Consider the following 18,105-nt stretch of genomic DNA (forward strand, 5'->3'; position numbering starts at 1 on the left):
TCCCTCCCTGACACTGATTGACACAGCGTCGCTAGAGGCCAGACATGCCGGGCATGACCCAACGCTCATCGCGCAACGTGTCGCTTACCCCCGAGCTCGAGTCGGTCATCACCGACGCGCTCGCCTCGGGGGACTATGGCAACGCCAGCGAGGTGGTCCGCACCGCGCTGAAGCTGCTGCGCGACCGCGGCGTGCCCGGCACGGTGCCCGCCTGGCCGATCGGCGGCGGGGAGACCGGCGGGCTGATCCGCGCGCGCGACTGGGGGCGCAGCGCGCTCGGTCCGCTCGCGGACTGGTCGCCGCAGCTGCGCACCACCGTGGCCAACGTGGTCAACTCGCCCGTGCCAAAGGTGCTGATGTGGGGACGCGAGGGCGTGATGCTCTACAACGACGCCTATCGCGCGGTCGCGGGCGCCCACCATCCCGCCGCGCTCGGCCAGACCGCGGCGAGTGTTTTCCCCGAGATCTGGGACTGGAACCGCGCCATCCTCGAGCGCGGCTTCGCGGGCGAGATCGTCTCGTACCGCGACCAGCCGCTGACGCTGCTGCGCGACGGCGTGCCCGCTGAGCTGATCTTCGACCTGTTCTATACGCCGGTCTACGAGGCCGACGGCAGCGTCGGCGGCGTGCTGTGCACCGTGATCGACAATACCGGCCGGGTCGAGCTGGAGCGCCAGCTCGCCGACAGCGAGGCGGAGCTGCGCACCGTCACCGACGCGCTGCCGCTGCTCGTCTCCTTCATCGACCGCGACCACGTCTTCCGTTTCGCCAACCGCTATTACCTCGACTGGTTCGGGCTGGCTCCCGAGCAGGTCGTCGGCCGCCACGCCCGCGACGTGATCGGCGCGGAGAATTACGCGCAGCGCCGACCGCTCATGGATCGCGCGCTCGCGGGCGAGACGATCGAGTCCGACTCGGCGATCCGCCACGGCGACGGCAGCCTGCGTCGCGCGGACGTGCGCTACCTGCCACGCCGCGCCGCGGACGGCAGCATCACCGGCTTCCAGGTGATCGTCTTCGACATCGAGGATCGCGTTCGCCGCGAAGAGGCGCTCGACGCCAGCAACGCGCGCTTCCGCGCCGCGATGGAGGCGATGCACGGCGTGCTGTGGACCAATGACGCGCACGGTCGGATGGTCGGCGAGCAGCCCGGTTGGGCGCTGCTGACCGGCCAGCGGCTCGAGGACTATCAGGGCCATGGCTGGTCGGCCGCGGTCCACCCCGACGACGTCGCGCCGACGCTCGCGGCGTGGGAGCAGGCGGTCGCGGCCAAGTCGACCTTCGTGTTCGAGCATCGCGTTCGGCGCCACTGCGGCGCCTGGCGCACCTTCGCGATCCGCGCGGTGCCGCGGCTCGACGACAAGGGCGCGATCGCCGAGTGGGTCGGCGTCCACACCGACATCACGCACCAACGCGCCGCCGAGGCAGCGCTGCGCGACCATGCCGAGCAGCTCGAGCGCCAGGTGCGGCACCGCGAACGCGCTGAAGAACAGTTGCGCCATCTCAACGAGACGCTCGAGACCCGCGTGATCGACGAGATCGCGACGCGCCGCGCCGCCGAGGCCAAGTTGGCGCAGGCTCAGAAGATGGAGACGGTGGGCAAGCTCACCGGTGGCGTGGCGCACGACTTCAACAACCTGCTTCAGGTCGTCTCCGGCAACCTCCAGCTGCTGCAGAAGGACATCGCGGGCAACGAGCGCGCCGAGACCCGCGTCGCCAACGCGCTGGCGGGCGTGTCGCGCGGGTCGCGGCTGGCGTCCCAGCTGCTCGCGTTCGGGCGGCGCCAGGCGCTGGAGCCGAAGACGGTCAACGTCACGCGCTTCGTGCGCGGCATGGACGACATGCTGCGCCGCGCGATCGGCGAGGGGATCGAGGTGGAGACGGTGTTCGGCGGTGGGCTGTGGAACACCTTCATCGATCCCGGCCAGATCGAGAACGCGCTGCTCAACCTCGCGATCAACGCGCGCGACGCGATGGAGGGGCAGGGCAAGCTCACCATCGAGCTCGCTAACGCGCACCTCGACGACGCCTATGCGCGCCGCCACGACGAGGTGACGCCCGGCCAATATGTCATGCTGGCGGTGAGCGACACCGGCAGCGGCATGACGCCGGAGATCATGGAGAAGGTGTTCGAGCCGTTCTTCTCGACGAAGGCCGAGGGCAAGGGCTCGGGGCTGGGCCTCTCGATGGTGTACGGCTTCGTCAAACAGTCGGGCGGGCACGTCAACATCTACTCCGAGCCCGGCCACGGCACGACGATCCGGCTGTACCTGCCGCGCGCGCTGGAGAGCGAGGACGTCGAGGTGGCGGTCGATACCGGGCCGATCACCGGCGGCAGCGAGACCGTGCTCGTGGTCGAGGACGACGACGAGGTGCGCGCCACCGTGGTCGAGCTGCTCGCCGATCTCGGCTATCGCGTGCTCAAGGCGGTCGACGCGCAGAGCGCGCTCAGCGTGGTGGAGAGCGGCATCGCGATCGACCTGCTCTTCACCGACGTGGTGATGCCCGGCACGCTCAAGAGCCCCGAGCTGGCGCGCAAGGCGCGCGAGCGGCTGCCCGAGATCGCGGTGCTGTTCACCTCGGGCTACACCGAGAACTCGATCGTTCACGGCGGGCGGCTCGACGTGGGCGTGGAGCTGCTCTCCAAACCCTATACCCGCGAGGCGCTGGCGCGAAAGATCCGGCACGTACTCGCCAACCAGCGCCAGCGCGCGGCGCTGCCGCCACGCGCCATCCCGGTCACGAGCCCAGTGCCGGCCGCTCCAACCACACGAGCGACGATCCTGCTGGTCGAGGACGACGCGCTGATCCGCTCCGCCACCGCCGAGGTGTTGCAGGAAGCGGGTCAGGTGGTGGTCGAGGCCGCCAGCGCGGAAGAGGCCATGGCGGCGCTTCAGACCGCGCCGATCGACGTGCTGATCACCGACATTCACCTGCCGGGCACCTCTGGGCTGGCACTGGCCGAGCGCGCCGCCGAGCTACGCCCTGGCATCCACGTCGTGGTCGCGAGCGGCGACACCGGCTCGGTCGACGCCGCGGCGGCGGGAGTGCGGCTGCTACCAAAGCCTTATGGCGCGGCCGACCTTCTGCGCGCGATCGGGGCAGCGGGAGCGCCGCGCGTGCTGGCGCGCGAGGGCGAGGCCTAGTCCGGCGCCAGCGGCGCCGGGTCGAGCGATCATCGTCGCAGTGGCCGCCCCTGTCGTTGTGGAGGCGCCACAAGCGGGAGAGTGCTGCCAGGAACATGCAGCGCTTTCCGTGTGAGGCCTCGTTCCCATCGAAGATGCAACGATCGGACCAGCTGCGATGCCGGAGAGGGCAGGTAAGGCCAGGCTCGCGTCGACTTAGACAGATCGGGTCGGACATCACGATCACTTCGCGAGAGTGTCGGAGTGGCCCGGCCCGCATGGCCAGAAGAGCCGCGGTGGAGCCGGGATCACGTTCGGAACGATGATCCACATCAGGCGCAGCCATTGACTCGCGTCCTGGCAAGTGCATGTTAGGTCTATGCCGCCCGCTGTTCTCTTCCAGCGCTTTCGCAACCACGCGGGTCAACTCGCCGCACGCGGTTAGCCCGAGCTCGGCGGCTTGCTCGCTCGAGTTCGGGATCTTTCGACCGATCCGCCGGGACGTGACGAAGACGTTCTCGGCTTCGATTTAGCGAGAGCATGGACATGGCAAACGGTCTCAGGCAGCGCGACTACCCGGTCGCGCCTTCCCCTCATCATTTTGGCAACTCGGACGCGGCGATTGAGCCGCGAGGAAGACGCTCCGCCGACGGGGTCGGTGGACTGAGCGAGGCGGAGGAGGGTCGCGCGGGATGGAGACGCGCGCTGGCACGCTTCGTCGACATCGAATTGCTCCTGATGATCCTCTTCGTCGGCCTGCCCTCGCTGGCCCTCTGCGTGCTCTCGTCCGAGTAACGCAGCGACCGTGTCGCTCGCCCAGGCGAGCGACACGGTAAAGGCCGCAGCGCAGGCGAAACCAGTGACGATCAAGGATCATGCCGCCGCGATGGCGACGAAGTCGCTCCATCCGGTCGCTCGGCCTAAACGCTGAAATGACCGGATAGAGCCGACTTACGTGGTGGGCGTGGCAAGGATTGAGCTTGCGACACCGCGATGTCAACAAAGCGGTCCGGGTGGCGCGCGTCGGCCCCCGATGGAGCGACCAGTGCCGGTTCCGACGGGACCGGAACGCGACTCAATCCGGACACGCTCGGAGGACGGCAATCAGGTGTTTTCCGACAGGTTCAAGCGTCCCGTTTCCCCGTCGATCCGGCAAGATCTCGGGAAAAGACCATCGGGACCAGGATCTGGGAAAGCTCGCCCCGTTTGGCCCTGACTCGATCTCGCGGGATGCACCGTCGTTCTCGATCAACCTTCCCGATCGGGAAAGCCGGACCGGTCGCAGGCACACGCTAAGGTTATTACTTGACCGTTTGACGATGGGCGCTATGGTGAAGTCATTACCTCAGTGAGGAGATAGGCATGACCAACTCTGCTGTCGTGCATGGCAACTTCACCATCGACCGGTTCTACCCGGCTGCGCCTGCCAAGGTGTTCGCCGCGTGCGCCGATCCCTCGATCAAAAAGAGTTGGTATGCGGAGAGTGACACGCATGAGATCAAGGCCTTCGATAGCGATTTCCGTGTCGGTGGTACCGAGCGGCTCACTTATCTGTTCGGACCCGACACACCCTTTCCCGGCGTCGAGCTAACCAACGAAGGCGTTTTCCATGACATCGTCGACGGACAGCGTATCATCATATCCTCTCGCATGGCGATAGCGGGCAGGCCGATCTCGGTGGCACTGGAGACGATTGAGATTGCTGAAGTAGACGGCGGAACGGACCTGACGTGCACCTTCCAGGGTGTGTTTTTCGAGGGCTCCGACGGTCCAGCTATGCGTGAGCAGGGGTGGAACGACCTTCTGGATCGGCTCGGCCGGTTGCTGGCGGATTGACGTGGCGCGGCCACGCCGGGTGATAGATGCCGAGCCGATCGACCGGTTGCTCCATGCACTGGGTGATCCCACGCGGCGTCGCATGATCGAACGGCTCGGCGAGCGTCCGCGGGCCGTGTCGGCGTTGGCCGACATGTGCGGGATCACGGTCACGGCTGTGGGTCAGCACATCCGGGTTCTCGAGGAGGCAGGGCTGGTTGCCAGCAGCAAGCTGGGGCGTGTCCGATCCTGCCAACTCGACCTTGATGGCATGAAGATCGTCGAGCAGTGGTTGAGCGAACGGCGATCAGCGTGGGACAGAAGGCTCGATGCGCTAGGATCGGTCCTCTCCAGCCAGCAGGAAGGCAACCGATAGACGGAACTGGCTGGTCACATCGATCTAGGCGGGGTTCTTAGGAACCGGTGCGCTCTCCTGAGATGCCGTCGTTCTTGAGAGCGTCGACCGTTGCCATCTCTGTCGGGAAAGCGGGGCAGACGTCATGCCGGTCGATCAGAGCCCCCGTGATCCGGGGTGGCCGCCATCGATGGCAGCAGAGACCTTTCCGTAACTCGTCTAACGCAGGTTGCTGCTCACTCTGCTGCCGCCATTGTCTGGCAACTCGGCGAGGCGATGATCAAAATCCGCCGCGATGCCCGCGAGGGTCACGTCTCTCAAACGCTGAAGCAGCAGAGCTTTTGCTTCACGCAGCGCACCCTCCAGCGACGCATTGACAGCTTGCTCGACCAGGCAGGTTGCCGTCGGGTCAGCGGGGCCGAGCGCGAAGATGCGGTTCTCTCCCAATGCTCGATGAACGTCGAGCATGGTAATGTCTTCAAGTTTCCTGGTCAGCGACCATCCGCCGCCATGCCCCTTCACCGAGCGGACGTAGCCCGCGTCGCGCAGGCCCGCCATTGTTCGGCGTACGACCACAGGGTTCGTGCCCAACATCGTGGCCGCTGCTTCCGAGGTCAGCGGTCCGGCCATTCGTCCCATATGGATCAGCAGGTGCAGCATTCTCGACAGACGGGCGTCCACAGTACCGATCCTCCTCACCGCTTTATATCATGCCACCTTTGTTGTTGCAAAAGGGGGCGGCGTTTGTCATGTAACAGTGAGAGTGTTCTGAGGGGTGCGAGATGTACGATGTCATCGTGATCGGTGGTAGCTTCGCGGGCCTGTCCGCTGCCCTGCAGCTTGCGCGGGCAAGGCAGAAGGTTCTGGTGGTCGATGCCGGGCTGCCGCGGAACCGGTTCGCCGACGAAGCCCACGGCTTTCTGGGTCAGGACGGCCGTCCCCCCGCCTCGATCCTACGTGACGCTCGATCTCAGCTTCTACGCTATCCAACGGTGCACATCCGGACCGGCGAGGCCAGCGCGGTCGAGCCGATCAATGACGGCTTCGCGGTCGGCCTCTCGTCCGGCGGCGAAGAGCAGGCCCGACGTCTCGTGCTGGCCACAGGGGTAAGTGACACCCTGCCGTCGATCCCGGGCCTGCGTGAGCGCTGGGGCGAGAGCGTGCTGCATTGCCCCTATTGCCACGGCTACGAAGTTCGCGACCTGCCGCTCGCCGTGCTGGCCGCGCATCCCATGTCGCCGCATCAGGCATTGCTTATCCCCGATTGGGGACCAACTACCTATTTCACTCAGGGGGAGTTCGAGCCTGGGCCGGCCGAGCTCCAGGCATTCGCCGCGCGGGGCGTGGCGATCGAGCGCACACCGATCGTCGAGCTGCTCGGCGAAGCACCCGCGCTCGATGGTGTTCGCCTGGCAGACGGGCGCGTACTGAACGTTGCAGCGGTCTTCACAGCACCCCGAACGACACCGACGACCCCGCTTGCCGCCCTCCTCGGGTGCGACCATGAGGATGGACCGACCGGCCCCTACATCAAAGTCGACCAATTGGGAGCCACCTCCGTGGACGGCGTATGGGCTGCCGGGGACGCTGCCACCCCCATGCACAATGCCACGCTTGCGTCCGCGGCCGGCGTCTTGGCCGGCATCGGCGCGCACCAAGCCAGAGTGAGGGCTGCGACGGATTGATGGTCGGCCCGTCGGCGCACCAAGGATCACGCTCGGCCACTAATCGACCACCTGATATCGGATTTCCATTCATCTCCATCTTCGAAGCCTTCCGGGCGTTCGGCGCAGCTGCCCAACTGGCCTGATCAGGCAGATACGACACATGCTGGCGGGTGCGGCGGCGGAGCGCGCGGTCCGGCTTCAGCGCTTAACCGTGCAAAGCCATCGGGGTGACACTCTCGGATCATTCTGCCGTGGGGATAGTGCGAGGAGGTGACAGTCGCGGCGCGCGCGGGCACTGCGGTGCCATGTCTCGCCCCGCCCTTCAGCGCACGTGATCGCGCGCGATCTACGCCGATGGCCCGCCTGGTCGCGCTGGTTCGGCGCGCGCGTCCGCTCGGTCGAGCTGTTGTTCGTGCTGGTCGCGGTGGTGGTCGGCATGGGTGCGGGGCTGCTCACGGTGGTGCAGGGTGCGCTGGCGCGGGCGCTCCAGCACCTGCTCTACCGCCTGCCCGACGACCTGCGGCTCAGCGGTGTGCCCGCGCTCGACGGGTGGCAGCTGCTCGTGCTGCCGCTCGGCGGCGCCGTGCTGGTGGCGTTCAATCGGCTGGTCGGGGCGCGGCGCCGCTCGCTGGTCGACGCGGTCGAGGCCAACGCGCTGCACGGCGGGCAGCTCTCCGCGCGCGACAGCGCCATCGTCTCGGGCCAGACGATCCTGTCGAACGGCTTCGGTGCCTCGGTCGGGTTGGAGGCGGCCTATGCGCAGCTCGGCGGGCTGATCGCCTCGGCGAGCGGGCGTTGGCTGGCGCTGCGCCGGATCGACGTCCGTACGCTGGTGGGGGCAGGCGCGGGGGCGGCGATCGCCGCGGCGTTCGGCGCACCGCTGGCGGGTGCTTTCTACGCCTTCGAGGTCGTCATCGGCGCTTACACCCCCGCCGCGATTGCACCGGTGGTGGCTGCCGCGCTCGCAGGATCGCAAGTGGCGCAGCGGCTCGGCACGGTGCCCTATATCGTCGCGGTGGAGCGCGGCCCGGCGATCCATAGCTTCGGTTACCTGGTCTACGGCGTACTCGGCGTGCTGTGCGCGCTGGTCGGCATCGCGATCATGCGCTCGGTCGGCGCGGTCGAGGCGCAGACGCGCGCGCGCTTGCCCGCGTGGAGCCGTCCGGTGATTGGCGGCGCGCTGTTGGCGGGGCTGGCGGCGGTGTCGCCCCAGGTCCTGTCCGCGGGGCACAGCGCGCTCCACCTCGATATCACCGCGTCGGTGCCGCTCGCCTTCGTGGCCACGATCCTGCTGACCAAGGCGCTGGCGTCGATCGTCTCGCTCGGTTTCGGTTACCGCGGCGGACTGTTCTTCGCCTCGCTGTTCCTAGGTACGCTGGTGGGCCATCTGTACGCCGGCGCGCTCGGCTGGGTGGCGGGGGAGTCGATCCTCGACCCAGGCAATGCCGCGATGGTGGGCATGGCGGCGCTGGCGGTGGCGGTGATCGGCGCGCCCTTCACCATGACGATGCTGGTGCTCGAGGCGACGGGCAATTTCAGCCTCACCGGCGCGGTGCTGGCGGCGAGCCTGGTGTCGTCGACGATCGTTCGTCAGTTCTTCGGTTATTCCTTCTCGACGTGGCGTCTCCACCTGCGCGGCGAGACGATCCGCAGCGCGCGCGACGTCGGCTGGGTCAAGGCCCTCACCGCCGGGCGCATGATGCGGCGGCAGCCCAACATGGTCGCGGGCAGCACCGGCGCTGCCGAGTTTCGTCGTCGCTTCCCGCTCGGCTCGACCAAGCGCGTGATCGTCCTCGACGAGGGCGGCCGTTACGCCGGGATCGTCGACCCCGTCGCGGCGCATGACGGCGGGGTCGACGACGACACACCGGTGCTCACGTTGGTGCAGGGACGCGGCGAGGTGCTGCGCCCGGAGATGGACATCCGCGCGGTGATGGCGTGCTTCGATGCGGCGCAGCGCGAGGAGCTGGCGGTGGTGGACGAGGGCGGCAGGGTACTCGGCCTGCTCACGGAGGCGCACGTGCGGCGGCGTTACGGCGAGGAGCTGGAGAAAAGTCAGCGCGAGCTGTTCGGCGAGGTGTGATCCACCGGGGCAGGGCAAATCAGTTGTACGCTGCTCTCCCCCTCGACGAAGTGCAGCCTAAAGCCGTGCAAGTCAGCGATCCCTTTGACCATGGCCAAGCCGAGACCAGCACCGCGGACGACCCCTGGGCTGCGATACGCTCGCTGCGTCACCAGCGACCGCTCGCTGACGGCTATGCCTTCGCCGTCGTCCCGCACCGTGATGATCCCCGCCGTGTCGCGCCGGTCGAGCTCGACCGAGACACGCCCCAGCGCGGGACCAAATTTGACCGAATTATCGATGAGATTGGCGACAGCCTCCATCAGCAGGCTCGGATCGCCCCGAACTTCGACGCCGGCGTGGACCAGGCAGACGAGCGTGACCCCCCGGTCTTCCGCCATCGGTCGATGCAGATCACAGGCGTCCTCGACGAGACGTGCCAGATCGACCTGCGTGAAGCGACTGCGGCGTTCGTGATCCTCCAGCTCGCGCAGTCGGAGCAGCGCGGCGACGACACCGAGCAGCGCGTCGATCTCAGCCAGCGCGCGCTCCATCACCCGCTCGAAGGCGCCTCGATCACTCGCCTCCCGCAGTCCTCGCTCGAGGCCGGCGCGCAGCCGCGTCAGCGGGGTACGCAGCTGGTGCGCGATGTCGTCACCGATGCCCCGCACGTCCGCGACGAGCAGCTGAAGCCGATCGAGCATCGCGTTGACCTGAGCCCACAGCAGCCCGACACTGTCGGGGCGACGACTGACCGGCAGCCGCTCGCGCAAGTCACCCGCGACGATCCGCGCTGTCAGCCGCCGCACCGCATCGACCTGGCGCGCCGCGCGCCGCCCCAGCATCAATCCAACCCCCAACGCGAGCAGCAGCCCCGGCGCGAGCGCCAGCAGCAGCGAGCGCCATACCAGCCGCAGCGCCTCCTCGGCGTCGTCTAGATCGACCCCGGTGAGCAGCCGTGTGCCGTCGGGCATCGCACATACCGTCAGCCGCGCGACGTCGCTGGTCCGCCCGGGCAGCTCGGTCGGCGCGACCGCGGCGACGATCGAGCGCCCGACGCCGCTCGCCGCCGGTAGCCGCGCGACGTTGCCCGCGATCAGCCGGCCGCGCGCGTCGAACAGCGCGAGGAACTGCTCGCGGTGGATGTCGCGGCTGAGCCGCTCGCGCAGTTCCTCGGGCCGTTCCTCGGCCGGAGTCAGCGCGAAGAAGGTGCAGTCGTCGGCGAGCCCGTGCTCGATCGCGCGGCGGTGATTGTCGTTCGCGAAGCCCCAGAAGATCGCGGTGAGGACGAGCGACTGGAAGACCAGCATCGCCGCCAGCGCTCCGCCCCAGCGCCAGCCGGTGCGCGCGACCGGATCAGCCCGGAACATCGAATACATAACCTTGCCCGCGCACGTTCCGGATGAGCGCGGGCTCGCCCTCGCCGTCGACCTTGCGGCGCAGCCGGCCCATATGGACGTCGACGACGTTGCTGTTGGGCTCGAACGTATAGCCCCATACGTCCTGCAGCAGCATCGAGCGCGTCACGATCCTCCCCGGTCGCCGCGCCAGATAGTCGAGCAGCTTGAGCTCGCGCGGCAGCAGCCCCAGGAGTCGTCCGGCGCGCGTGGCGGTGCCGCCGAGCAGGTCGAGGTCGAGCGGACCGACGATCAGCCGCGTCGCGCGCCCTTCCTCGGGGCGGCGCAGCAGCGCCTCCAGCCGCGCCGCCAGCTCGACCAGCGCGAACGGCTTGGGCAGGTAGTCGTCCCCGCCCGCGCGCAGACCGCGCACCCGGTCGTCGAGGCTGCCCAGCGCGCTCAGCACCAGCGCGGGCGTGCGGCGTCCCTCGGCGCGCAGAGCGGCGATCAGGTCCAGCCCGTCGCCGTCCGGGAGCTGCCGGTCGACGATCATCGCATCGATCGCGCTCTCGCGCATCGCCTCGGCCGCGCCAGCCAGCGTGGTGCGGTGGAGTGCCTCATGGCCGGCGGCGGCGAGTTCCAGCAGGATCTCGGTCGCCGTGCCGGCGTCGTCCTCGAGGAGCAGGATCCGCGTCACGCGCATGGATGTGCGTCCGACCGGCGCCGTGAATCAACTGAATAGCAGTTCAGATTCTGAACCGGGATTTAGTCGACGGTACCCCCACCGCGCCGCTAGCAGGGAGCGGGGCGAAGGAACGGAGGTGATCGATGCGCCGTATCGCGCTCGCAATGCTGGGTTGCCTCTCCCTGCCCGCGCTGGCGTCGGCCTCGCCGGCGATGGCGCAGACGGTCGCCGCACCGGCCGTCTCGCTCGACGCGCTCGCGCGCGATGTCGTCGCCAACAATCCCGAGCGGCAATATTACGAGCGCCAGATCGCCACCGCGCGGGTCGAGCAGCAGGCGGCGAGCCGCTGGGCCAATCCCGAGGCGGTGGTCGAGTTCGGCCAGCGCCGCGCGCAGGACGTGACCAGCGGCGCGCTCACCGGCGAGGGCGTGACCTACGCGGTCTCGGTGGTGCAGCCGATCGAGTTCGGCGGCCGCATCGCGCTGCGCCGCGCCATCGCCGAGCGTCAGCTGGGGCTCGCCGAGCTGGGCTTGCGCCAGTTCGACGCGACGCTGACGGCGCGCGCGCGCTCGCTCGGCTACGGCCTGTTCGCCGCCGACGAGAAAGCCGCCGCGGCGCGCACCGTGGCGACGCGGATGCGCACGCTGGCGCGCGTGATCGTGTCGCGCGATCCGGCCGGCCCCTCCCCCGTGCTCGAGGCGACCGCGCTGGAAGCCGGCGCGGTGAGTGCCGAGCGCACCGCCGCCGCGGCCGACGCCGACGCCAACTCGATCCTGTACGAGCTCAACCAGCTGCGCGCCCAGCCCTTCGCGGCGCGGCTGCGCGTGGTGCGCCCCGACATGGGCCTGCCCGCGCTGCCCGCCGGTCCGACGCTGGCCGCCGCGGCGGGCGAGAACAATTTCGAGCTGCGCGCGTTCCGCGCCCAGCTCGAGCAGCAGGGGCTGCGAGTCGATCTCGCGCGCAAGGCGCGGGTGCCGGTGGTCAGTGTCGGCCCCTATTACGACCGCGCGCGCTCCGACATCCGCGAGACCAACTACGGCGTGCGGCTGTCGACCTCGATCCCGCTGTGGAACCGGCAGGCGGGCGAGGTCGCCGCCGAGCAGGGACGGCAGGCGCAGGCCAACGCCACGCTGGTCAGCGCCGAGCGCCGCGTCGCGCGCGAGGTGTTCGATCAGTCGGCGCAATATGAGGCCAAGCGCGCGGCGCTGGCGCGCTGGGATGACGAGGCGCCGCGCCGCTTCGCCGCCGCGGCCGCCGACGCGGACCGCAACTATCGCCTCGGCGCGATCCCGCTGGCCACCTACACGCAGATGCAGCAGGCCTATGTCGACGCTACCACCGCGGTGCTCGATACGCGGCGCGAGGCGATCGAGGCGTTGCTCCAGCTGCGCGCGCTGAACGGCGGCGACGCGCTGCCGCGATGAGCCGGCTGCTCCGCTGGGTGACCCATCACCGCCTCGCGGTCGCGCTGATCGGCGCGATCGTCGCAGCGCTGGGGCTGTGGTCGTTCGCCAGCCTGCAGATCGATGCCATCCCCGACATCACCGGTGTGCAGGTGCAGATCAACACCCAGGTGCCCGCGCTCGCGCCCGAGGAGATCGAGCGGCTGGTGACGCTGCCGCTCGAGCGCGCGATGGGTGGCCAGCCGGGCCTGGACCAAAGCCGTTCGCTGACCAAGACCGGGCTGAGCCAGGTCACGCTGCTGTACAAGGACGGCACCGACCAGCTGCGCGCGCGGCAGCTCGTCACCGAGCGGCTCGCCGCGGTGCGCGACCAGCTGCCCGCGGGCAGCACGCCCCAGCTCGCGCCGATCACCACCGGGCTGGGCGAGATCTATTACTACACGCTGGAGTGGCGCCGGCCGCCCGCCGGCATGTCGCCGCAGCAGCAGCTGATGGCGCTGTACGAGGCGCAGGAATATACCGTCCGCCCGATGCTGCGCTCGGTCGCGGGCGTCGCCGACGTCAACTCGAACGGCGGCCTCGAGCTACAGTTCGTGGTCGAGCCCGACCCGCGCCGGCTGACGCTGCACGGCGTCACCGCCGCCGAGCTCGCCGAGGCGGTCGGGCGCAACGTCGAGAATGCAGGCGGCGGCGTGGTCAGCCGCGGCACCGAGCGCTTCACCGTCCGCACCGATGCGCGTGTGATGGACGCCACGCAGATCGGCTCTATACCGGTCAAGTTCGCGGGCGGCGTGCTGCCGCTGCAGGTGCGCGATCTCGCCGACGTGGTGATCGGCGCCGCGCCGCGGCAGGGCGCGGCGACGCAGAACGGGCGCGAGACCGTGCTCGGCACGGTGATGATGCTGGTGGGGCAGAACAGCCGCCAGGTCGCGCTGCGGGTCGAGGACGCGCTGCCCAGCATTCGCGCCGCGCTGCCGGGAGGCATGGTGATCGACCGCCAGTACAGCCGCGCCGACCTGGTCAACCGCACCATCCACACCGTCGAGCGCAATCTCGGCGAGGGCGCGCTGCTGGTCGCCCTCGTGCTGCTGGTGGTGATGGGCAACTGGCGCGCGGCGCTGATCGTGGCGCTGGTGATCCCGCTCGCCTTCCTGGTCACGGTCAGCGGGATGCACGCCGTCGGCCTGTCGGGCAATCTGATGAGCCTCGGCGCGCTCGACTTCGGCCTGATCGTCGACGGCGCCATCGTCGTCGTCGAGAACAGCCTGCGCCTGCTCGCCGCGCGCCGCCGCGACAAGGGCGAGGACCTCACCGCGGAGGAGCGCCGCGAGACGGTGGCGCGCGCGGCCCGGATGGTGGCGCGGCCGACCAGCTTCGGCATCGCGATCATCGCCCTGGTCTATGTGCCCGTGCTCAGCCTCGGCGGGGTCGAGGGCAAGCTCTTCCAGCCGATGGCACAGGCGGTGATGCTGGCGATCGTCGCCGGTCTCGCCTGGACCTTCACCATCGTGCCGGCGCTGTCGGCGTGGCTGCTGCGTGCGCCGTCCCGCGACCACGGCGACGGGAGCGCCACTGGGGGGGTGATCGGCTATGCCCAGCGCGGCTATGCCCCGTTGCTCGAGCGCGCGCTGGCGCATCCGCTGCTGCTGGTGCTCGCGGCGCTGGCGCTGCTCGGCGGCACCGCGCTGGCGTTCCGCTCGCTCGGCTCGCAGTTCACGCCCCAGCTCGACGAGGGCGCGATCACCGCGATGGTGTACCGCCCGGTCGGCCTCTCGCTGGAGCAGAGCCTCGCGATCGAGCAGCGCACCGAGCGGGCGATCCGTCGCGCCTTCCCGCAGGTGACCCACACCTTCTCGCGTATCGGCACCAGCGAGGTGGCGACCGACCCGATGCCGCCCAACGAGAACGACCTCTACGTCTTCTACGCGCCCGAGAAGGACTGGCCGCGGGGTGATGGCAAGCCGCGCACCAAGCAGGAGCTGATCGCGGGGATCGAGCGCGTCGCGCGGCGCGTCTACGCCGGCCAGAACTTCGAGTTCGCGCAGCCGATCGAGATGCGATTCAACGAGATGCTCGAGGGCGTCCGCGCCGACGTCTCGGTCAAATTCTACGGCGACGACTATGACGTGCTCGAGCGCGCCGCCGCCCGCGCCAAGGTCATTCTGGAGCGGCTACCAGGCACCGAGGGGGTGGAGTTCGAGACCGCGGGCCGGCCGAAGACGATCGTGGTCGAGCTCGACCGTGCCGCGCTGCTGCGGCTCGGGCTCGGCACGCAGGAAGTCAACCGCGCGATCACCGACGCGATCGCGGGCACCGAGGTCGGCTTCATCCCGCACGACGCGGCGCGCCACGCGATCGTCATCCGCATGAGCGAGGCGCTGCGCGCCGACCCGGCGGCGATCCTGTCCTTGCCGCTGCGCGTCGGCGACTATGGCCTTGTGCCGCTCTCGCGCGTGGCGAGCCTGCGCCAGACGCGCATGGTCGAGCCGATCCTGCACGACGACGGCAATCGCCGCGCTGCGCTGATGGTCAACCTCTCCACCACCGACCTTGAGGGCTATGTCACCCGGGCGCGCGCCGCGATCGACGGCAAGGTGGGGCTGCCGCCCGACTATCGGGTCGAGTTCGGCGGCCAATATCACCAGCTCGAGGCGGCGCGGCGCCGGCTCGCGATCGTGGTGCCCGCCGCGCTCGTGCTGATCTTCGCCCTGGTCTACGCCGCGCTCGGCAGCGTGCGCGAGGCGGCGATCGTGTACACCGGCATCCCCTTCGCGGTGACCGGCGGGGTGCTGGCGCTGTGGCTTCGCGGCATGCCTTTCTCGATCACCGCCGCGATCGGCTTCATCGCGCTATCGGGCATCGCGATGCTCAATGGCCTGGTGCTGATCGACCATATCAACTCGCTGCGCGACGGCCGCGAGGGCGAGCCGCTCGACGTCGAGGAAGCGGTGCGGCGCGGCGCGCGCGACCGGCTGCGCCCGGTCCTCTCCACCGCGCTGGTCGCCTCGATCGGCTTCGTGCCGATGGCGATCGCGACCGGCGCGGGCGCCGAGGTGCAGCGGCCGCTCGCGACCGTGGTGATCGGCGGCATCCTCACCTCGACGATCCTGACATTACTCCTTCTCCCGAGCCTGTATGGCTGGGTCGAGCGCCGCCGCGCGGACCGGGTCGAGAAGGTGAGCGGATGAGGAGGAATCTGAAGGATTTCATGGGGCGCGACGCCGGCGGAACGGCTGAGATCTACGCTGTCGATCGATTCGACACCGTTCGGAGCGCTTTGGAAAACATCCTGGCCGAGATCGACGTACGCGCGCCAGGCGCTTGCGCCGAAAATGCGCCGAAGTCGTCCTATCCGGCCCTCAAGCTGAGAGCTTGAAATGACCGGATAGGAACAACTTACGTGGTGGGCGTGGCAAGGATTGAACTTGCGACCCCTGCGATGTCAACACAGTGCTCTACCACTGAGCTACACGCCCGAGGGTGGCGCCTCTAACCGGCCTCGGCCGCGGGCGCAAGCGCCTTTTCGCGCGCGCCTCAGATCAGCTCGTTGGCGGCGTCGACGTCGAACAGCCGCTCGACCTCGAGGACGAGGTCGCGCAGGTGGAACGGCTTGGAAAGCACGCGTGCCTGCGGCATCGTGTTGCCCGCCTTCAGCGTCACCGCGGCAAAGCCGGTGATGAACATCACGCGCATGCCGGGGGCGAGCTCCTGCGCTTTCTGGGCGAGCTCGATCCCGTCCATCTCGGGCATGACGATGTCGGTGAGCAGCAGGTCGAACCGCTCCTCGGTGATCAGCGGCAGCGCCGCGGTGCCGCGGTCCACCGCGGTGACGGCATAGCCGGAGCGCTCCAGCGCGCGCGTGAGATACTCGCGCATCACCGAATCATCCTCGGCCAGAAGAATCCTGATCATCACGTGTCCATGCTCCCGAGCCGATGCTTATGCCCGATCCGCATTGATTTTTCCACCAGCGGACATGGTGAACGAACGGCCTTGCCGTCCCATTAGGTCATAACGAGCGACGATGCGTTGCGGTGCCGCGGCGGGTTCCATAGGGTCACGCGCAGATGACGCGCAGCTTCCGACTGATCGGCGATACGCCGCCCGCCTCGCCGGTGGTGCTGTCGGTGCCGCACGCCGGACGCGACTATCCCGCCGCGCTGCGCGATTCGCTGCGCGCGCCGCTGTCCTGCCTCGCCACGCTGGAGGACCGGCTGGTCGACGCGCTCGCGCTCGCCGCGCGCCGTGACGAGACGCTGCTGGTACAGGATGCGCCGCGCGCCTGGATCGACCTCAACCGCGCCGAGCACGAGCGCGATCCCCTGCTCGACGACGGTGCCCGCGGCGGTGCACCGCTCTCGGCCAAGGTGCGCGCGGGCATCGGGCTGGTGCCGCGGCGGACCGCGGCGGCGGGCGAGCTGTGGCGCTGCAAGCTCAGCGCGGGCGAGGTGGAGGCACGGATCGCGGCGGCGCACCGGCCCTATCACGCCGCCCTCGAGGACGCGCTGATGCAGGCACGCGCGCGCTTCGGCTGCGCGGTGCTGCTCGACGTCCACTCGATGCCGCCGATCGCCGGCGGGCGGACGCGGCTGGTGATCGGCGACCGCTTCGGTCGCGCCGCCGGCGCGCGCTTCGTGGCGCGGGTGGAAGGGGCGGTCCGCACGGCGCGGCTGGGCTACACGCTCAATACGCCCTATGCGGGCGGCCATATCCTCGAGCGCCACGCGCGGCCGCATCAGGGCGTGCACGCGATCCAGCTCGAGCTCGACCGTTCGCTCTATCTCGACCGCCGCCTCGAGTCGCTCGGCGGAGGAGCGCCAGCGATGGTGGCGCTGCTCCGCACCGTGATCGACTCGCTCGCCGACGAGGCGCTGGCCGCGACCGGCAGCACACCCCTCGCAGCCGAATAAAAAAACCACCGCGTGCGAGCACGCGGTGGCCAAGGTTCAGGGAGGAGACACGCCAGAGGCGTGTCATACGGGCTCGCGAAAGGGGGGACACGAGCGCCGTACGCCATTAACTTAGGAAGACGGTTTTTGGTTGCAACCCCTACGACGCGAAATGTCGTCTCGTTGCGATGAGCCGAGCCGATGCGGCCGCGGGTTCACGCACCCGGCAGCATGCGCGCCAGCACGCGGTCGCGCAGCACGAGGTGGTGGCGCAGCGCCGCGGCGACGTGAAGCAGCACCAGCGCCAGCATCACCCAGCCGAGCAGCCCGTGCGCCTTGGCGGCACCCTCCGCCGCGGGCGAAGTGGCGGGCAGGTAGGGCAGGTCGAACGCGCCGAACCAGCTGAGCGACCGACGCCCCTGCGGCCCCGATACCATCACCCAGCCGCTCAGCGGCAGGGCGACGAGCAGCAGGTAGAGCGTCCAGTGCGTCGCGTGCGCCGCGCCCCGCTCCCAGCCCGGCGTCTCGGCGGGCAGCGGGGGCGGGCGGTGCGCCAGCCGCCAGGCGACGCGCAGCGCCGTGAGCGCGAGCACGGTGAGCCCGATCGCCTTGTGCGCCGGCATCAGCGTGCGCAGCGCGGGGATCGGGTCGTGCCCGAGCCCCACCGCGATGTTGAAGATCACCAGGGCGGCGATGGTCCAGTGGAAGGCGATGGCGACGCGCGAGTAGCGCTCGCCCCGATATGCCCGCGTCGCCATCGCCGTCTC

The 18,105-nt window shown here is 69.4% G+C and carries 15 protein-coding genes and 1 tRNA gene; 10 read left to right on the forward strand and 6 right to left on the reverse strand.

Translation table 11 applies throughout. The features are described from left to right. Positions 1-53: 53 nt before the first annotated feature. From KZ820_RS11275 to KZ820_RS11290, 4 genes are all read left to right on the forward strand, one after another. Positions 54-3,146, forward strand: a complete 3,093-nt coding sequence (locus KZ820_RS11275) for a PAS domain-containing protein (protein ID WP_219748718.1) — start codon at positions 54-56, stop codon at positions 3,144-3,146. A 525-nt stretch (positions 3,147-3,671) separates the two neighbouring features. Beyond that, positions 3,672-3,920, forward strand: coding sequence for a hypothetical protein (locus KZ820_RS11280; protein WP_219748719.1), 249 nt, complete (start codon positions 3,672-3,674; stop codon positions 3,918-3,920). A 567-nt stretch (positions 3,921-4,487) separates the two neighbouring features. Further along, the gene (locus KZ820_RS11285) at positions 4,488-4,961 is read left to right on the forward strand and encodes an SRPBCC domain-containing protein (RefSeq protein ID WP_219748720.1); all 474 of its coding nucleotides are present in this window, start codon (positions 4,488-4,490) and stop codon (positions 4,959-4,961) included. Between the two features lie 19 nt (positions 4,962-4,980). Continuing rightward, positions 4,981-5,316, forward strand: coding sequence for an ArsR/SmtB family transcription factor (locus KZ820_RS11290; RefSeq protein ID WP_308462210.1), 336 nt, complete (start codon positions 4,981-4,983; stop codon positions 5,314-5,316). Positions 5,317-5,514: 198 nt separating this feature from the next. Here KZ820_RS11290 and KZ820_RS11295 read toward each other — a convergent pair whose 3' ends face one another. Continuing rightward, positions 5,515-5,976, reverse strand: a complete 462-nt coding sequence (locus tag KZ820_RS11295; RefSeq protein WP_308462202.1) for an Rrf2 family transcriptional regulator — start codon at positions 5,974-5,976, stop codon at positions 5,515-5,517. 101 nt (positions 5,977-6,077) lie between these two features. Between KZ820_RS11295 and KZ820_RS11300 the strand changes: the two genes are divergently transcribed. Together KZ820_RS11300 and KZ820_RS11305 are read left to right on the forward strand one after the other, a co-directional pair. Further along, positions 6,078-6,980, forward strand: coding sequence for an NAD(P)/FAD-dependent oxidoreductase (locus tag KZ820_RS11300; protein WP_219748722.1), 903 nt, complete (start codon positions 6,078-6,080; stop codon positions 6,978-6,980). Between the two features lie 313 nt (positions 6,981-7,293). Beyond that, positions 7,294-9,045: a chloride channel protein gene (locus KZ820_RS11305; protein WP_308462203.1), complete on the forward strand. Its 1,752-nt coding sequence runs from the start codon at positions 7,294-7,296 to the stop codon at positions 9,043-9,045. Here KZ820_RS11305 and KZ820_RS11310 read toward each other — a convergent pair. Both KZ820_RS11310 and KZ820_RS11315 read right to left on the reverse strand, forming a co-directional pair. Then, positions 9,018-10,394: a sensor histidine kinase gene (locus KZ820_RS11310; RefSeq protein WP_219748723.1), complete on the reverse strand. Its 1,377-nt coding sequence runs from the start codon at positions 10,392-10,394 to the stop codon at positions 9,018-9,020. The two genes, KZ820_RS11305 and KZ820_RS11310, sit on opposite strands and share 28 nt — an antisense overlap. After that, positions 10,381-11,058, reverse strand: a complete 678-nt coding sequence (locus KZ820_RS11315) for a response regulator transcription factor (RefSeq protein WP_219748911.1) — start codon at positions 11,056-11,058, stop codon at positions 10,381-10,383. Before KZ820_RS11315 ends, KZ820_RS11310 begins: the two co-directional genes overlap by 14 nt. Positions 11,059-11,189: 131 nt before the next feature. Here KZ820_RS11315 and KZ820_RS11320 point away from each other — a divergent pair, with 131 nt between their 5' ends. Genes KZ820_RS11320 through KZ820_RS11330 form a run of 3 tightly spaced genes read left to right on the forward strand, consistent with a single transcriptional unit; the run spans position 11,190 to position 15,825 of the window. Then, on the forward strand, positions 11,190-12,470 hold the full coding sequence (locus KZ820_RS11320; RefSeq protein WP_219748724.1) for a TolC family protein: 1,281 nt from the start codon (positions 11,190-11,192) through the stop codon (positions 12,468-12,470). Further along, positions 12,467-15,637 (forward strand): efflux RND transporter permease subunit, encoded by a 3,171-nt coding sequence (locus tag KZ820_RS11325; RefSeq protein ID WP_219748725.1) that lies wholly within the window; start codon positions 12,467-12,469, stop codon positions 15,635-15,637. Before KZ820_RS11320 ends, KZ820_RS11325 begins: the two co-directional genes overlap by 4 nt. Further along, positions 15,634-15,825, forward strand: coding sequence for a hypothetical protein (locus KZ820_RS11330; RefSeq protein ID WP_219748726.1), 192 nt, complete (start codon positions 15,634-15,636; stop codon positions 15,823-15,825). The genes KZ820_RS11325 and KZ820_RS11330 overlap by 4 nt, the downstream gene beginning before the upstream one ends. A 25-nt stretch (positions 15,826-15,850) precedes the next feature. On the opposite strand, the gene KZ820_RS11335 is transcribed toward KZ820_RS11330, so the two are convergent. Both KZ820_RS11335 and cpdR read right to left on the reverse strand, forming a co-directional pair. Then, a tRNA-Val gene (locus KZ820_RS11335) sits at positions 15,851-15,925 on the reverse strand. A 58-nt stretch (positions 15,926-15,983) separates the two neighbouring features. Beyond that, positions 15,984-16,361 carry a cell cycle two-component system response regulator CpdR gene (gene cpdR, locus KZ820_RS11340; protein WP_183922199.1) on the reverse strand — a complete coding sequence of 126 codons (378 nt, stop codon included), beginning with the start codon at positions 16,359-16,361 and terminating at the stop codon, positions 15,984-15,986. A gap of 155 nt (positions 16,362-16,516) precedes the next feature. On the opposite strand from cpdR, the gene KZ820_RS11345 reads away from it, so the two are divergent. After that, positions 16,517-17,359: an N-formylglutamate amidohydrolase gene (locus KZ820_RS11345; RefSeq protein ID WP_219748727.1), complete on the forward strand. Its 843-nt coding sequence runs from the start codon at positions 16,517-16,519 to the stop codon at positions 17,357-17,359. Positions 17,360-17,553: 194 nt separating this feature from the next. On the opposite strand, the gene KZ820_RS11350 is transcribed toward KZ820_RS11345, so the two are convergent. Continuing rightward, positions 17,554-18,096, reverse strand: a complete 543-nt coding sequence (locus KZ820_RS11350; protein WP_219748728.1) for a cytochrome b — start codon at positions 18,094-18,096, stop codon at positions 17,554-17,556. Between the last annotated feature and the right edge of the window lie 9 nt (positions 18,097-18,105).

Origin of the sequence: Sphingomonas citri, assembly GCF_019429485.1 — a bacterium.
Lineage (GTDB): Bacteria > Pseudomonadota > Alphaproteobacteria > Sphingomonadales > Sphingomonadaceae > Sphingomonas > Sphingomonas citri.

Excerpts from the sequence above, each read along its gene's own strand:
- KZ820_RS11275 (WP_219748718.1), top strand. The coding sequence starts at position 54 with ATGACCCAACGCTCATCGCGCAACGTGTCGCTTACCCCCGAGCTCGAG.
- KZ820_RS11280 (WP_219748719.1), top strand. The coding sequence starts at position 3,672 with ATGGCAAACGGTCTCAGGCAGCGCGACTACCCGGTCGCGCCTTCCCCT.
- KZ820_RS11285 (WP_219748720.1), top strand. The coding sequence starts at position 4,488 with ATGACCAACTCTGCTGTCGTGCATGGCAACTTCACCATCGACCGGTTC.
- KZ820_RS11300 (WP_219748722.1), top strand. The coding sequence starts at position 6,078 with ATGTACGATGTCATCGTGATCGGTGGTAGCTTCGCGGGCCTGTCCGCT.
- KZ820_RS11310 (WP_219748723.1), bottom strand. The coding sequence starts at position 10,394 with ATGTTCCGGGCTGATCCGGTCGCGCGCACCGGCTGGCGCTGGGGCGGA.
- KZ820_RS11320 (WP_219748724.1), top strand. The coding sequence starts at position 11,190 with ATGCGCCGTATCGCGCTCGCAATGCTGGGTTGCCTCTCCCTGCCCGCG.
- KZ820_RS11325 (WP_219748725.1), top strand. The coding sequence starts at position 12,467 with ATGAGCCGGCTGCTCCGCTGGGTGACCCATCACCGCCTCGCGGTCGCG.
- KZ820_RS11330 (WP_219748726.1), top strand. The coding sequence starts at position 15,634 with ATGAGGAGGAATCTGAAGGATTTCATGGGGCGCGACGCCGGCGGAACG.
- cpdR (WP_183922199.1), bottom strand. The coding sequence starts at position 16,361 with ATGATCAGGATTCTTCTGGCCGAGGATGATTCGGTGATGCGCGAGTAT.
- KZ820_RS11345 (WP_219748727.1), top strand. The coding sequence starts at position 16,517 with ATGACGCGCAGCTTCCGACTGATCGGCGATACGCCGCCCGCCTCGCCG.
- KZ820_RS11350 (WP_219748728.1), bottom strand. The coding sequence starts at position 18,096 with ATGGCGACGCGGGCATATCGGGGCGAGCGCTACTCGCGCGTCGCCATC.